Source organism: Vibrio sp. 05-20-BW147, from assembly GCF_013369385.1.
Taxonomy (GTDB): domain Bacteria; phylum Pseudomonadota; class Gammaproteobacteria; order Enterobacterales; family Vibrionaceae; genus Vibrio; species Vibrio floridensis.
Window position 1 is genome coordinate 64,304 of record NZ_SZTO01000003.1, and the last position, 15,454, is coordinate 79,757.

At 45.8% G+C, this 15,454-nt stretch carries 15 protein-coding genes; 8 read left to right on the top strand and 7 right to left on the bottom strand.

Features of this window, described 5'->3' with window-relative positions:
- Positions 1-16: 16 nt before the first annotated feature.
- The gene (gene yfcE / locus FC652_RS03105) at positions 17-568 is read left to right on the top strand and encodes a phosphodiesterase (RefSeq protein WP_176297444.1); all 552 of its coding nucleotides are present in this window, start codon (positions 17-19) and stop codon (positions 566-568) included.
- 41 nt (positions 569-609) lie between these two features.
- On the opposite strand, the gene FC652_RS03110 is transcribed toward yfcE, so the two are convergent.
- The 4 genes from FC652_RS03110 to FC652_RS03125 are packed head-to-tail and all read right to left on the bottom strand — an operon-like array spanning position 610 to position 3,108.
- Entirely contained in the window at positions 610-888 is a 279-nt protein-coding gene (locus FC652_RS03110) for a SelT/SelW/SelH family protein (protein ID WP_176297445.1), read from the bottom strand.
- 9 nt (positions 889-897) lie between these two features.
- Entirely contained in the window at positions 898-1,653 is a 756-nt protein-coding gene (locus FC652_RS03115; RefSeq protein ID WP_176297446.1) for a sulfite exporter TauE/SafE family protein, read from the bottom strand.
- 51 nt (positions 1,654-1,704) lie between these two features.
- Positions 1,705-2,223: a regulatory protein ToxS gene (locus FC652_RS03120; protein WP_039553062.1), complete on the bottom strand. Its 519-nt coding sequence runs from the start codon at positions 2,221-2,223 to the stop codon at positions 1,705-1,707.
- 12 nt (positions 2,224-2,235) lie between these two features.
- Positions 2,236-3,108, bottom strand: coding sequence for a transcriptional regulator (locus FC652_RS03125; RefSeq protein WP_176297447.1), 873 nt, complete (start codon positions 3,106-3,108; stop codon positions 2,236-2,238).
- 233 nt (positions 3,109-3,341) lie between these two features.
- On the opposite strand from FC652_RS03125, the gene htpG reads away from it, so the two are divergent.
- The 4 genes from htpG to FC652_RS03145 all read left to right on the top strand — a co-directional run bounded on the left by htpG (position 3,342) and on the right by FC652_RS03145 (position 9,516).
- Positions 3,342-5,246, top strand: a complete 1,905-nt coding sequence (gene htpG / locus FC652_RS03130; protein WP_176297448.1) for a molecular chaperone HtpG — start codon at positions 3,342-3,344, stop codon at positions 5,244-5,246.
- 305 nt (positions 5,247-5,551) lie between these two features.
- Positions 5,552-6,196 carry an adenylate kinase gene (gene adk, locus FC652_RS03135; protein WP_176297449.1) on the top strand — a complete coding sequence of 215 codons (645 nt, stop codon included), beginning with the start codon at positions 5,552-5,554 and terminating at the stop codon, positions 6,194-6,196.
- A 195-nt stretch (positions 6,197-6,391) separates the two neighbouring features.
- Entirely contained in the window at positions 6,392-7,351 is a 960-nt protein-coding gene (gene hemH, locus FC652_RS03140; protein WP_176297450.1) for a ferrochelatase, read from the top strand.
- Between the two features lie 206 nt (positions 7,352-7,557).
- On the top strand, positions 7,558-9,516 hold the full coding sequence (locus FC652_RS03145; RefSeq protein WP_176297451.1) for a methyl-accepting chemotaxis protein: 1,959 nt from the start codon (positions 7,558-7,560) through the stop codon (positions 9,514-9,516).
- Between the two features lie 72 nt (positions 9,517-9,588).
- Here the strand turns inward: FC652_RS03145 and FC652_RS03150 are convergent, their stop codons facing one another.
- On the bottom strand, positions 9,589-10,977 hold the full coding sequence (locus FC652_RS03150; RefSeq protein ID WP_176297452.1) for a peptide MFS transporter: 1,389 nt from the start codon (positions 10,975-10,977) through the stop codon (positions 9,589-9,591).
- Positions 10,978-11,282: 305 nt separating this feature from the next.
- Here FC652_RS03150 and rfaH point away from each other — a divergent pair, with 305 nt between their 5' ends.
- Positions 11,283-11,786, top strand: coding sequence for a transcription/translation regulatory transformer protein RfaH (rfaH, locus tag FC652_RS03155; protein ID WP_176297453.1), 504 nt, complete (start codon positions 11,283-11,285; stop codon positions 11,784-11,786).
- Positions 11,787-11,852: 66 nt separating this feature from the next.
- On the opposite strand, the gene asnB is transcribed toward rfaH, so the two are convergent.
- A complete protein-coding gene (gene asnB, locus FC652_RS03160; RefSeq protein ID WP_176297454.1) occupies positions 11,853-13,517 on the bottom strand; it encodes an asparagine synthase B in 1,665 nt (554 codons plus the stop codon).
- Between the two features lie 198 nt (positions 13,518-13,715).
- Positions 13,716-14,339 carry a trimeric intracellular cation channel family protein gene (locus FC652_RS03165; protein WP_176297455.1) on the bottom strand — a complete coding sequence of 208 codons (624 nt, stop codon included), beginning with the start codon at positions 14,337-14,339 and terminating at the stop codon, positions 13,716-13,718.
- Between the two features lie 235 nt (positions 14,340-14,574).
- Between FC652_RS03165 and FC652_RS03170 the strand changes: the two genes are divergently transcribed.
- The gene (locus FC652_RS03170) at positions 14,575-15,105 is read left to right on the top strand and encodes an elongation factor P hydroxylase (RefSeq protein WP_176297456.1); all 531 of its coding nucleotides are present in this window, start codon (positions 14,575-14,577) and stop codon (positions 15,103-15,105) included.
- A gap of 14 nt (positions 15,106-15,119) precedes the next feature.
- Entirely contained in the window at positions 15,120-15,383 is a 264-nt protein-coding gene (locus tag FC652_RS03175) for a YfcL family protein (RefSeq protein WP_176297457.1), read from the top strand.
- Positions 15,384-15,454: the final 71 nt, after the last annotated feature.

A 15,454-nucleotide genomic window follows, 5' to 3' on the forward strand; every position in this document is an offset into this window, starting at 1 on the left:
GTAAGGGGAAGTTGTTTTGAAACTGTTTTTTGCTTCAGATCTGCATGGCTGCTTGGCCGCAACAGAAAAAACATTGGATCTATTTGAGCAGTCAGGTGCTGGGCATCTTGTATTGCTAGGGGATGTTCTTAACCATGGCCCTCGGAACCCAGTTCCTGAGGCTTATAATCCACCTCAAGTGGCAGAAAAATTAAACCAGCATGCCGAGCACATTATTGCGGTGAGAGGAAACTGCGATAGTGAAGTTGACCAAATGTTGTTGTCGTTTTCGATGATGATGGATCACCACTGGGTGTTACTAGAGTCGGGGCAAAGGCTGTTTTTGACCCACGGGCATTTGTATAACGCGAGTAAAATGCCAGCACTGAAAGCGGGTGATATCCTTGTTCACGGCCATAGCCACATCGCGTTGGCAGAAAAACAGCAAAACGTTTTTGTGTTCAACCCTGGTTCCGTAACCTTTCCTCGAGAAAACCAACCAGCAAGTTATGGTCTCTATCAAGATGGTCAACTGTCGGTGATTTCGTTGCAAGGTGAACTTTTGCATACGTGCCGAATCGACGGCTAAAAATGCAATGACGATTGACGATATAAGGCAGCTAGACTGCCTTATTTTTTGTCCGAATGCCCTAGATCTCGTTCGGGTGCGATAATGTCTCTCACCCTCTGTTTTAGCTCTTTGGCTTCTGGAAAACCACCATCTCGCTTTCTCTCCCAAATCAGCACATCATTACAGTGGATCTCAAAGCGCCCACCAGTATCGGGATAGAGGGTAATAGAAGCAATTTCCTCACTGAATGTATGCAATAACTCTTGGCTCAACCAAGTCGAGCGAAGCATCCAGTTACACTGGCGGCAGTAATAGATCTCAATTTTCGCTTTGAGCATCGTCAATCCTTAAAATAACAATTTAAGCCCAACAGCAAAGGTCAGCAATTCAAAGGCAATTTTTACCGTTTGGTTGCTGTAGCGTTGAGTCATCCAAGCGCCAAGCGCGCCACCACAAAAAGAACTGAGTAGCAGTATTGGCAACCAAGGCCAATGAACCGGAGCGCCTGCTTGCACGACGGCAATACCGCCAATTCCATTCCAGAATAGTCCGACGCAAATCAGAGTTAGAGCGACCGCTTGCTTATAATCGTAGCCAAACCAGCGAACCAAAAAAAGCGTAACTAATAACCCAGAACCCGCAGTCAACGAGCCATTGATCACCCCGATGAGCATCAAGCCAATGCCTCCGAATAGCCAACCTTGAAGATGCCTATTACGAGGTTGCTCGTGTTGACCTAATTGCTTTTTGAAACGCGAGTAAATACCCAGAGCAAGGATCATCGTACCCAACAGTATTTCTGCAATGTCGCTTGGGATCATTAACACTAAGTGAGCGCCAATCACAACGCCAATGCTGCCGGTGAAAACCAAATAGGCAGCCACCGATAGTGGAATTTTACCTGAACGAAAGTGGCTATAGGCGGCACCAACCCCTAAGGCAACACTGGCCAGTTTGTGGGTCGCTAGCGCCATACCAAATGGCAAGCCAAGAAAAATGAGCAGGGGAAATTGCAGCAACCCTGCACCTCCGCCAGCAAGAGAGGCGAGTGTGTTGGCAATCAGAGAGCCGAAGAAGAGAAACAGTGTTGAAATCCAATCCATATATACACCAAAGGGAGCATCCCGCTCCCTTATTCGATGACTAAACGAGCATCAGTTAGAAAACAGTACTGATGAGCCGTGGTTCAGGCTGGTCAGCAATAATGTTTGGTCATTAACGATATCGATGCGACGGCTTTGTTGTGCATCCATCTTGAACACCTTGGTGATGAGCTTAAGTTGCGCATCACTGAAATCTTTCGATTGCGAAGAAGAGATGTCTTTAAACTCTTTCGCCGTCACCAGCAGATAATTGTCGCTGACGTCCCAAGTGCCTGATTCAGAAATGTTGATCACCACCTCTTGAGAAGACTCATTTGAATAGAGCTTCAGCACCGAAACGCGCACGTAGTTGCCATTGGGCAGATACTTAACGTTAGACGTTAAGGTGACTTTGCGCAGTGGTCCGACGGATCCTTCATTTTGCAGATCATCCGTGATGACCGTCACCATATAGGACTGCCACTCTTTGGAAGTCAAAACCTGTTCAACTTTGAGGTCGCTACCCCAGTAAAGCCAGCCACTAAACACAGCCGATGCAGCCAAAACAACAGAAGCAATTCGAAGTTTCATTGTGCACCTCATTTATTTACAGATAGAACCAAGATCGTTTTGCTCTGAGAAGATTCTCAGCGTCACGTTCTCGCTTGAATGTGGAAGTGTGTGGATATAATTAAGGATCAACTGATTACCCTGACCACCTGTCGCGATGACTTTCACCGGAGAAGAGTCACCAGTATGCGTTTCGGCATACTTATTGACACACTGTCGAATGGACGGCAGCCAAGCTTGCAATGGTGGATGATTCAGTGGAGTGAGCACTTCCACACCATTCACATTTTCCAGCAAACGGAACTTAGACTCCGACGGATTGGTGAGCAAAACAACGCAAAGTGGCAACAGTGCGGCTAACAAGAATAGCCCTTTGATTAGCCAACTTCTTTGTGACGCGGCCATTTTTGTTGACGTGCCAGCGTTATGCACGACATCTCTAGCAATTTCTGACGAGGACGTTTGAACCGCGTCATTACTGATTTCGCTGACTAACGCTTCTTGTTCCAAAGACTCAGAGACGGCATCGTTTGCGCTGTTGGTTGAATCTGATAGGAGCGGGTTAATACGCTCAACCGAACAAATCAACTGATAACCACGTTTTGGCACCGTTTTCACAAACTCTGGAGATTTTGTGGAATCTTTGAGCATCTTGCGTAAGGTAGAAATTGCCTGAGTTAGGCTGGAGTCATCGACTTCAAAACCTTGCTCGCGCCAAACAAATTCATGCAGTTCGTTGCGAGTAAGTACTTCATTCGGTTTTTCAGAGAGAAGAAGTAAGATGCGACTTTCATTACTCCCCAGGCGCGCCACTTCATTGTTGGCTGCCTGATCAAGCAGGGTGTTGCTATTAGGATCGAAAATGAATCGCTGCGCGATTACAAACTTAGTGCCGATATTACTCATGAGATTCTTCTTTATATCGATTATTCAGCGTTTTCTGGTCCTAAATCGTACAATTTACCTTTAGAACCACATCTCTTATGCTTCTTTAGATGTATTTAGCTCAATAGGATAATTAAATTAATCTAAAAAAACAGCGTTTTTACCACAATTGACCTTGAATTTACATTTGTCAGCCATATGTTACGTAACAAGCGATTGATTTCCCATCCAATGATGAAACTTTTGGAGTGAAAATGAACGAAACTGTAGCAAATAACAAAGAGACTCGTGGCTTTCAGTCAGAGGTAAAACAACTTCTCCATCTGATGATCCACTCACTGTATTCCAATAAAGAAATCTTCCTACGTGAGTTGATCTCCAACGCTTCAGACGCCGCCGATAAACTGCGTTTTCAAGCGTTGTCCAATCCTGCGCTTTATGAAAATGATGCAGAATTGGGCGTGAAGCTTTCTTTTAACGAAGCACATAACACGCTGACAATTTCCGATAACGGAATTGGTATGAGCCGCGAAGAGGTGATTTCGCATCTGGGCACCATTGCCAAATCAGGAACGGCTGAGTTTTTCTCTAATCTTTCTCAAGAGCAATCAAAAGATTCCCAACTGATTGGTCAGTTTGGTGTTGGTTTCTATTCAGCCTTCATTGTGGCCGATGCAGTGACGGTACGTACTCGAGCGGCAGGCCTAAGCGCAGACCAAGCGGTACTTTGGCATTCTGCGGGCGAAGGTGAATACACCGTTGAAGACATCACCAAAGAGAGCCGCGGTACCGACATCATTCTTCATATGCGTGAAGACGGCAAAGAGTTCCTCAATGAATGGCGTCTACGTGATGTGATTGGTAAGTATTCGGATCACATTGGCATTCCTGTTTCTATTCAAACCCGCGTTCGCGATGAAGAAGGCAAAGAAACAGAAGAAGTGAAGTGGGAGCAAATCAATAAAGCTCAAGCACTTTGGACGCGCAATAAATCCGATATCTCAGACGAAGAGTATCAAGAGTTTTACAAGCATGTCTCTCACGATTTTGCTGACCCATTACTTTGGAGTCACAACCGAGTAGAAGGCAAAAACGACTATACCAGTTTGCTTTACATCCCATCAAAAGCGCCTTGGGATATGATGAATCGTGACCATAAATCTGGTCTCAAACTCTATGTTCAGCGCGTTTTCATCATGGATGATGCTGAGCAATTTATGCCATCTTACTTACGTTTTGTGCGTGGTTTGATTGACTCTAACGATCTGCCGCTCAACGTCTCTCGCGAGATCTTGCAAGACAACAAGGTGACTCAATCGCTACGTGGTGCGTGTACCAAACGTGTCTTAACCATGCTCGAACGTTTGGCGAAAAATGACGCAGATAAATACCAAACTTTCTGGAAAGAATTTGGTTTGGTGATGAAGGAAGGTCCAGCCGAAGATTATGCGAACCGCGAGAAAGTGGCGGCGTTGTTACGCTTTGCCTCGACAGAAGTGGACTCTGCAGAGCAGACCGTTTCTCTTGAGTCTTATGTTGAGCGTATGAAAGAAGGCCAAGACAAGATCTACTACCTCACAGCAGACAGCTATGCGGCAGCGAAAAACAGCCCTCACCTAGAGCAGTTTAAAGCCAAAGGTCTTGAAGTTATCTTAATGTTTGACCGTATTGACGAATGGTTGATGAACTACCTAACAGAGTTTGATGGTAAGCAGTTCCAGTCAATCACGAAAGCGGGCCTTGATCTTAGCCAATTTGAAGATGAGCAAGAGAAAGAGAAGCAGAAAGAAACGGAACAAGAGTTCCAGTCAGTGGTTGAGCGCACCAAGAGCTACTTGGGTGATCGTGTGAAAGAGGTGCGTACCACCTTTAAGCTAGCCAATACCCCAGCGGTGGTAGTGACCGATGATTTCGAAATGGGTACGCAGATGGCTAAGCTACTGGCGGCAGCAGGGCAGGCTGTTCCTGAAGTGAAGTACATTTTTGAGATCAACCCAAATCATACGCTTGTTAAGCAAATGGCGGATGAGGCGGATGAAGAAGCGTTTGGCCGCTGGGTAGAGGTGTTACTGGGTCAAGCAATGCTTGCAGAGCGTGGCTCAATGGAAGACCCTAGCCAGTTCTTAACGGCCATTAACTCGCTTTTGACTAAGGGCTAATAAGGCTAAAATCACCAAAAAGCTCGCATTTGCGGGCTTTTTGTATGTATCGGCATTCAACATGCAAAAAAATGATGGTTTCCAAAGCGATTTGTGAGAGCTTGAACATTCTTTAGTCTTAACTGACTCTAGAAGGCGAAATTGTGTGGTAGAATGCCAACTTGCAACGAAATCTACGGGCGTGTAATGTGCACGCCTGTTTTATTGTCAATTTGAAGAACACTTATACCGAAACTTACCGTGGGGTATAGCCCAGTAGGCAGTGAGCTTCGGTATAAATCATCATAATCGAAAGAGGATTCAACATGCGCATCATTCTTCTAGGTGCTCCAGGTGCAGGTAAAGGCACACAGGCTCAATTCATCATGGAGAAGTATGGTATTCCACAAATCTCTACTGGTGACATGCTACGTGCTGCTATCAAAGCAGGTACTGAGCTTGGTAAACAAGCAAAAGCTGTTATCGACGCTGGTCAGCTAGTTTCTGATGAAATCATTCTTGGTCTAATCAAAGAGCGTATCGCTCAAGAAGATTGTGCGAAAGGTTTCCTACTAGACGGTTTCCCACGTACGATCCCTCAAGCTGACGGCCTAAAAGAGATGGGCGTCAATGTCGATTACGTTATCGAGTTTGACGTGGCAGACAATGTGATTGTTGAACGTATGGCTGGCCGTCGCGCGCACCTGCCTTCAGGTCGTACTTACCACGTTGTTTACAACCCACCTAAAGTGGAAGGTAAAGACGATGTAACAGGTGAAGATCTTGTTGTTCGTGACGACGACAAAGAAGAAACCGTACGCGCTCGTCTAGGCGTTTACCACTCACAAACGGCACCACTTATCGAGTACTACGGTAAAGAAGCGGCAGAAGGCAACACGAAGTACCTAAAATTTGATGGTACTAAGCAAGTTGCTCAAGTGAGTGCTGATATCGAGAAGGCATTAGCATAATAGGCAATACCTATTATCAACACTTTTGTGAAGTTTGTTATAGTAAAGCGGCCTTAAGGTCGCTTTTTTATTATCAGTGTCAGATGTTTATGTCATCCGAAACTCGCTTTAATTTGAAGTTGTATAGATGTAAACGAGTGATCAAATAAGCGATCTGTTCGTATAAATCACCTTAACCACTATCGTAGAGAACTTATGAAAAACAACAATAAACGCGGAGTGTTATTAGTCAATCTTGGTACTCCTGATGAAGCGAGTGCGCCAGCAGTGAAACGCTTCTTAAGTCAGTTTCTCCATGATCAACGAGTGGTTGATATGACGCGTTGGTTATGGTGTCCAGTTCTTCATGGGATCATTTTGCCTCTTCGTTCACCCAAAGTGGCTAAGCTTTATCAAACGGTTTGGATGGAAGAGGGGTCTCCATTGATGGTCTATACCCAAAGACAAAGACTAGCATTGCAGGCAAAACTCAATTGCCCTGTGGAAATTGGTATGACCTATGGTACACCCAGCGTACTGGATGGTGTGAACAAGCTTCAAGCTCAAGGTGTGGATGCGATTTGCGTTTTACCCCTGTACCCCCAGTATTCAGGCACCACAACGGGAGCGGCGTACGATGCACTTGCGCAGGCGCTGCGTAAGGTTGCCGTTGTGCCAAATGTTCAGTTTGTTCGTGATTATCATGATCATCCCCTTTACATCAAAGCATTGGCTGAATCGGTACGCCAATCATGGCAAGATCAAGGCAAAGGGGATTACCTGCTTTGCTCCTATCACGGCATTCCCCAACGTTACGCGGATAATGGCGATATCTATCCTCTGCATTGCGAAATGACCACCGAGTTGCTGCGTCTCGAACTAGGCTTGGACAAATCCCAAATTGGCACCACCTATCAATCTCGTTTTGGTCGAGAAGAATGGCTGCAACCCTATACGGATAAAACGTTGGAATCGTTGCCCGCGAAGGGCATCAAGTCTCTTGATGTGATAACCCCTGCGTTTTCGGTTGATTGTTTAGAGACGTTAGAAGAGATCTCAGAGCAAGGCCAAGAAAGCTTTCTGCATGCGGGCGGTGAGCAATATCGTTTTATTCCTTGTTTAAACGACAGTCCAAGCCACATTGATATGATGGCTACGCTCGTTACAGAACGGTAAAGCGCTGTTGCAATCGGACTTCCATTATTAACGCCGCTGAACTTGCGGCGTTTTTCTTTCCCTTACTGCTGTTTATCGCCAGTCCATCGCCTTGTCTTATTAATATTATTATTACTATTTTTGCTTGTCTTCGTGATATCTCTCACTCGTATGCTAACTTTTAAGAGTGTCATTTGTGATTATTTAATCAATTAGGGGACTCTATAATGGGACTCGACAATATTTCTCTTAGTAAAAAACTCTACTTCTCACCACTGATTCTTATTCTAATTATATTGGTGATCGTGATAGTCAGTGCCAAGTTACTCAGTTCACTCTCCTCCGACATGAACAAAATCGCCTTTGATCTTGCGCCGGACACTGAACTGGCGGCAGACATGACAGATAGTGTTTATGGTTTGCGATTAACCGTTAAAAACTACATCAAAACGGGTGATAAGCAGTTTGTTGCGCGATTCCAAGAGAACTCCACAAAGTGGAGTCAGCTGATGGATCGTGCGTATAACGAAATTCAAAACCCACAGCGTGTACAGATTCTGAAACAGGTTGATGGCCTAAAAGCTCAGTATCTCACTACATTTAGTCAAGTGGTGGTGAAGAACATGGAGATGCGTAATGAGCAAGTGAATGGCGTACTCAATGTCGATGGCCCACAAATAGAAAATAGACTAACTAGTGTTATGGAAAGCGCCAAAACCGATGGTGATGTCGTTGCCGCTTACCATGCAGGGCGTGCGCTCAGAGCACTGTTATTGGCGCGACTCTATGTCGCCAAGTTCTTGGTGGAGAACCAACAGGCAGAGGTCGAGCGCTTCAATCAGGAGTTCAGCGCGGTACAGAGTGAAATTGCCAGTTTACTGTCGACCTTAGAAAACCCGCAGCGACGTCAACTGACCAATGAAGCGGAAACATTGTTCAAGCGATATGAAAAATCGGCCAATACGGTAACGAGCTTGATATTCGCGCGTAACGAGGGGATTGAAATGCTGGATACGATCGGGCCGCAAGTGGCGCAAAACATTGGTTTACTGAGAGATTCGATTGCAACGTCCATGGAACAGGCTGCTAAACAGGCCAATGAGAACGCAGACCAATCGATTACCGTGCTGTATGGAATTGCAGCGATTGCCATCGTGATTGGTTTGTTGTTCTCTTTTGTCATTACTCGTTCCCTTGTAGCGAAAGTGCAAAGAACGACAAGTGTGTTGCAAGATATCGCGCAAGGCGAAGGTGATCTCACCATACGTGTGCCTACCACTGGTAACGATGAACTTGACGTGTTGGCTGGGCATTACAACACCTTTGCTGGCAAGCTCCAGCATACTATTCGTCAAATGAGCGATGCCGCTGCTCAAATGCTTCAAGCTGCAGAAACCTTAGCGTTAAAAGCGCGAGATACACAAAGCGAAGTCAGAGAACAGCAATCTCAAGCTCAGGTCGCAGCGTCTGCAATGACGGAGATGTCCGCCAGTGCCCAAGAGGTGAGTGTCAGTGCCCAGCAAGCGGCGGACCTTTCACAATCCACCTCGGATTCGGCAACACAAGGCTCGATGGTGGTGAGGGAAGCCACCCAATCCATGCAAAAACTCAACGAGCAGATTGCCAGCGCTGGCGATACAGTTGAACAACTTCGAGCAGACAGTGAGCAAATAGGCACGGTGCTGGATGTCATTCGCAGCATTGCTGAACAAACCAACTTGCTCGCGCTGAATGCGGCGATTGAAGCGGCAAGGGCAGGGGAGCAAGGGAGAGGGTTTGCGGTGGTGGCCGATGAAGTCCGTTCTTTAGCATCGCGCACCCAAGAATCAACCGAAGAGATACAAACCATCATTGGAAGTTTGCAGCAGAGAGCTGAATTGGCAAACAAAGCGATGCACCAGAGCCGACAAAGTGCTGAGCAAACCGCAGAGCAGGTGCATTCTGCGGAATCCGCGCTAACCTCGATCGCGGGCTATATTACCCAGATTAACGATTCGATTGGGCAAATCTCTACAGCGGCAAATCAGCAGGCAATAGCGTCGGATGAGGTCAGCGTCAATGTGAATAACATGTCCGATATTTCTGAGAAGACGTTGGTTCAATCTTCTGAAACCACAGAATCCGCTCAAGCGATGAAACAGTTAGGAGAGCAAGTGAATCGTCTACTACAACAGTTCAAAGTGTAAACGAACCAAGTTTTTACAAATAAAGCGCGCCAATCGTCGGCGCGCTTTTGTCTTTTGCACTTTAGACACACATTAAGAAACGAAAGCTTGTTGTTCTTCAATTTGTTCTGCGGTTGAACTGACACTTTCTGCGCCATGCATCCAGCGAACAAGCTGGTTTGAGAACAGCAGTAGAATGAAACCCGATACGGTTGCAGTGACAGCGATGCCGCTGAAGATCGCCATTGCACCTAACTCCCCTACGTGAGAGCCGACATAACCTGCGACATAGTTTGCGATCGCGTTACAACCAAACCAAGCCCCCATCATAAGTGAAGCTAAACGCAGTGGTGCAAGTTTGGTCACCAGAGAAAGCCCAATTGGTGATAGGCACAATTCTCCCAGAGTATGGAAGAAGAAGGCGCCCACTAACCACAACATTGAGGTTTTCACCGATGTATCACCACCTTGCTCAATCACCGCTCCAACCATACAGAGGAAGCCTAGCGCGAGGAAAAACATGGCCAGAGCAAACTTGGCAGGCGAGTTAGGTTCGCGTTTACCAAGCTTAACCCAAAGCACAGCCAGCAAAGGAGCAAGAGTGATGATAAAGAACGGGTTTAGTGATTGGAACCACGCGGCAGGCACCTCAAAGCCACCAATCATACGGTCGGTGTATTGCTGAGTATAAATGTTCATAAGGCCACCCGCTTGCTCGAAACCAGCCCAAAATACGATGGTGAACAAGCTCATCACGAGAATGACTTTGATGCGATCCACTTCTTCTTTGCTCAGCGGAGCCTTATGAGTGGAGGCTTTTCCGGCTAGCTCGCGTTTCGCTGCTGGTTCACGGCCAATATCACCCAGCCATGATTGCGCTAGGCTCATTTGCATCACTAAGCTGATTAACATGCCAATACCGGCAGCGACAAACCCCGCTTTCCATCCGAATTCGGTGGTCACAGAACCTGACACGACACCGGCGATCAACGCACCTAAGTTGATACCCATGTAGAAAATGGTGAATGCGCCATCTCGACGGTTGTCACCTTCTTGGTATAGGTCACCCACCATAGTGGAGATGTTTGGCTTAAATAAGCCGTTACCAGCGATGAGGAGTGCAAGGCCTAAATAGAAGGTGTGAAGCGAACCTAAACCAGGCGCATCCGCAGGCAGTGCAAGAGTAAACTGGCCAACGGCCATTAGCGCACCACCAATCAGTATCGAACGACGCTGGCCTAAGTAGTTGTCTGCGAGGTAGCCACCAATAAGTGGCGTAATGTACACCAATCCTGTGTAGGTGCCATAGAGATCGAGCGCATCTTTGGTGGTCCAACCCAAACCGCCATTAAGGGTGGTGTCGGTGAGGTATAACACCAAAATTGCGCGCATTGCGTAATAGGAAAAACGTTCCCAAAGTTCAGTACCGAACAAAAGGAAAAGGCCTCGAGGATGGCCAAAATAGTGATGTTGGTTTGACATAAGTTTGACTAATTTTAGTTATGAAATTTTTTATAGGCGAATACGTATACTCCTCGTCGTTTAAATACTCAAATAGTTTTAATTGGTAGCGGATTGTTCGGTTTATATTTAACCTTTTGTTATAAAAGGTTTTCTGATGTTTTGCGTTGGTGGTTTCTGCGTGTTAGAAACTAATATTCCATTTTTGGTATTGCAAACTAACACTCAGAAAACAAAGTGTATCGGTTTGTATGATTGCAACACGCGTGATTTCCTATAATCTGGCTAAATGGTAGGATAAGCAAAAAATAGATGGCTAGTAATAAATGAAAAAGTGGTATTTGCTGTATTGCAAGCGAGGAGAGCAGCTCCGAGCGAAGCAACATTTAGAAAATCAGGGTGTTGAGTGCTTTTATCCCACTATAGACGTTGAAAAAATTCTTCGTGGTAAACGTCAAGTAAAGAGTGAACCTTTATTTCCCTCCTACATTTTTGTTCGCTTCGATTTTGAAGCAGGCCCGACGTTTACAACGGTTCGCTCGACCAGAGGCGTGGTGGACTTTGTGAAGTTTGGTGCTCAACCCAAAGAGCTTGAAGGTGATTTAATTTACGAGCTCAAACTTCTTGAACAAGAGGGACATCAAAGTGCGTTGCAGGGGAGTAATTTGCCGAAACCGGGTGATTCCATCAAAGTGAAAAGTGGTCAGTTCGCTGGTATCGAGGCCATTTTCCAAGAGCAAGATGGCGAAACACGTTCAATCATGCTGGTTAAAATGATCTCGCAAGTTATCCCTGTGAGTATTGAGAATAGTGACTTAGAGCTTAACTAATACAATAATCTGTATTCTCTAATGCAAAGAAGGCACCATTAGGTGCCTTCTTTATGAAACGTTTTCTTAGTACGCTTCGTTGTGTACCGCTTTCACCGCACGACCTGACGGGTCAATACAGTTTTTAAATGATTCGTCCCATTCAATCGCTTTGGCTGATGAACAAGCCACGGATGGACCACCAGGGACGCATTCTGCAGCCGATGGCAGTGGGAACAACTCTTCGAAAATTTCGCGGTATACATAGCCTTCTTTTGTTGTTGGCGTGTTGTATGGGAAGCGGAATTTTGCGGTTTCCATCTGTTGATCTGAGACTTTCTCTTGTGCAACGGCTTTGAGTGTGTCGATCCAGCCATAACCAACGCCATCAGAGAACTGCTCTTTTTGACGCCACGCGATGGAGTCTGGTAGGTAATGTTCAAAACACTCACGAAGAATGTGTTTCTCCATTTTTCCGTTGCCACACATTTTATCCGCAGGGTTTAGGCGCATTGCGACATCGATAAACTCTTTATCCAAGAATGGCACTCGACCTTCAACACCCCAAGCCGCCAGTGATTTGTTTGCACGAGCGCAGTCAAACATGTTGAGCGCGAGCAGTTTGCGTACCGTCTCTTCATGGAACTCTTGTGCGTTAGGCGCTTTGTGGAAGTAGAGGTAGCCACCAAAAATCTCGTCAGCGCCTTCACCAGAGAGTACCATCTTGATACCCATAGCTTTGATCTTACGTCCCATCAAGTACATTGGAGTTGACGCGCGGATGGTCGTGACATCGTATGTTTCGATGTGGTAAATCACATCACGAATTGCATCCAGTCCTTCTTGAATGGTGTAAGTCATCTCATGGTGTACCGTGCCAATTTTCGCGGCTACTTCACGCGCTGCTTTGAGATCTGGTGCGCCTTCAAGACCGATAGCGAATGAGTGAAGTTGCGGCCACCATGCCTCAGTTTGTTCGTCGTCTTCGATACGCATTGCCGCATAACGCTTGGCAATTGCAGAGGTAATAGAAGAATCCAAACCACCTGACAGCAATACACCGTAAGGCACGTCGGTCATCAACTGACGTTTCACCGCCGCTTCAAGCGCTGCGGTTAGTTCTTCTTTGCTGCTGCTGTTTCCCTGTACCGCTGCGTATTCATTCCAGTCACGAACATAGTAACGTTGAGGGCCAGAGTCGGTTGAGCTGTAGTAGCTACCTGGAGGAAACTCACTGATGGTTTTGCAAACTGGAACCAACGCTTTCATTTCTGATGCAACATAGTAGTTGCCATGCTCATCATAACCTTGGTAAAGCGGGATGATACCAATGTGGTCACGTCCAACGAGGTATTGATCTTTCTCTTCATCGTAGAGGACAAAAGCAAAGATACCGTTTAATTCTTCGAGGAGGTCGGCCCCCATCTCTTGATAGAGAGCAAGAATCACTTCACAGTCAGAATCTGTCTGAAAGTCATATTTGCCTTCGTAACGAGCACGAATCTCTTTGTGATTATAAATTTCACCGTTTACTGCAAGGATGAGTTTTTTGTCTGGGCTATAAAGAGGTTGCGCACCGCTATTAAGGCCTACGATCGCAAGACGCTCATGCGCGAGAATTGCTCGGTCTGATGCGTAGATCCCTGACCAGTCTGGGCCGCGGTGACGAAGTTTTTTCGACATCTCTAAAGCGATAGGGCGAAGCGCCGCTGCGTCGCTTTTAATGTCTAAAATGCCAAATACTGAACACATACAACATCCTTTTCATTAAATTACTTTTAAACTGTATGGCCTCAATTTGCCAGTCTGAACAAAAAAAGCAACACTCTTCGAAAATAAAAGTAAATGAATCTCCATATGATTAAATTTAATTTAATAAAAGTGGCTCTTAAGTGAATGAAATTAAGTTTGAGTGTGTTTTTTAAACAGAAGTTCGCTAGATGGCTGTTTTTAATGAATCGCTTCTTCTGAGTCCAGCTGGAATGAAGGTAAGCGCCACTTAAATCTTACCGCTGCCATCCTAAGAATATAACCAACCACGAGCGTCACTATGGTAGCGGTGACATCTGGTACCGCAAATTCCAAGAGAGCAAGGTAGAGACCTGAGGCGATCAAAGCGATCGAGGCGTACAACTCTTGGTGCAGTACAAGGGGAGTTTGACGGCAAATCAAATCACGCAGTAAACCACCAAAGACACCTGTCACCAACGCTGAAACCATACAGATGCCAGGATGCAGCCCCATTTGAAGCGCAATTTTAGTCCCAATAATGCTAAATACGATCAGGCCGAGTGCATCTAAACGGATGAATAACCCTTTGAGTTTGATGACCCATTTGGCGAGGCCTGTGGTCAAGATGCCCGCAATGCAAGTAATGGCAAGGTACTCAGGATTTTTAACCCAACCGAGCGGATAATGACCAAGAAGAATATCACGCACGGTACCACCACCAATCGCGGTGGCACTTGCAACCAACATAACGCCAAACCAATCCATTTTTCTGCGTCCTGCGCTTAGCGCACCTGTCATCGCTTCAGCCGTGATGCCGATGACGTACAAAACACTTAACAACATCTTGAAACGCTCTAGTAATACTGCCTTTGCTTTATATACAAAGGGTGGAATAACAAAATGAGGTGTGAGTTTAGTCACAAATGATAGGCTTGGCGAATGAGAAAATGTAGGGAAAAGTGAAGTTTCAAATAAGCCTAGCTAATTCAAAGCCGTTCTTCGAGGGTTCAGCGTTTACCTTGTTGGAAAAAAAAGCGACAATGCGCACCGCTAGTAAAAACGAAATATAGATAGAAGAATGACCCACGAATACCAAGATTTAGTGACTATTTTTAATCAAACTTTTTTTGAGTCATTGAATACAAAATTAGAGCTGGGTGGGGATGAGCCCATTTACCTGCCAGCGGATGCATCAACCCCATATCACCGCATTATTTTTGCGCGTGGCTTTTACGCTTCTGGGCTTCACGAAATCGCTCATTGGTGTGTCGCAGGTCCTGAACGTCGCTTGTTGGAGGATTTTGGGTATTGGTACGAGCCAGATGGTCGGACGGCTGAAGTTCAAGCGGAGTTTGAAAAAGTCGAAGTTCGTCCTCAAGCCTACGAGTGGATTTTGGCGCAGAGTGCAGGCTTTCCTTTCTCTGTGAGTTGTGACAACCTACACGGCGATTTCGAGCCAGACCGCTTGGGCTTTATGCGTAAAGTACACCAAGAAGTCACAGCCATTTTAGAGGCTGGTCTACCACCTCGCGTTAAAATGCTTTCAGATGCATTGCGCGATTTTTACCAAGTAAAAACGCTTGAAGTAAGTGATTTTATCGTTAAGTAACCACGAGAATACCCATGATTATTGAATTTGAAGAAAAACTGTTAGAGCTGATTGATGTAGGAATTGACAGTGCATCAGAGGATGAACTGTTTGCTGGTGGTTATCTGCGCGGTCATATTTCTTTGTCAGCGGCGTCATGTGAAGAAGATGGTGTAGACGATATTGAGGAACTCAAATCGCGTATCGAGCAGAGTTTAGAAAACGCGCGTGCAGAGCTTGCGCCTGCGGATCGTCTTATCGTTAACGATTTATGGCAGCAACTTCAAGCGCAAGCTTAACGTCAGTTGCTATCAAAAATGTGGATATAAAAACGCCTCGTTAAAACGAGGCGTTTTTGATGAACTTAACT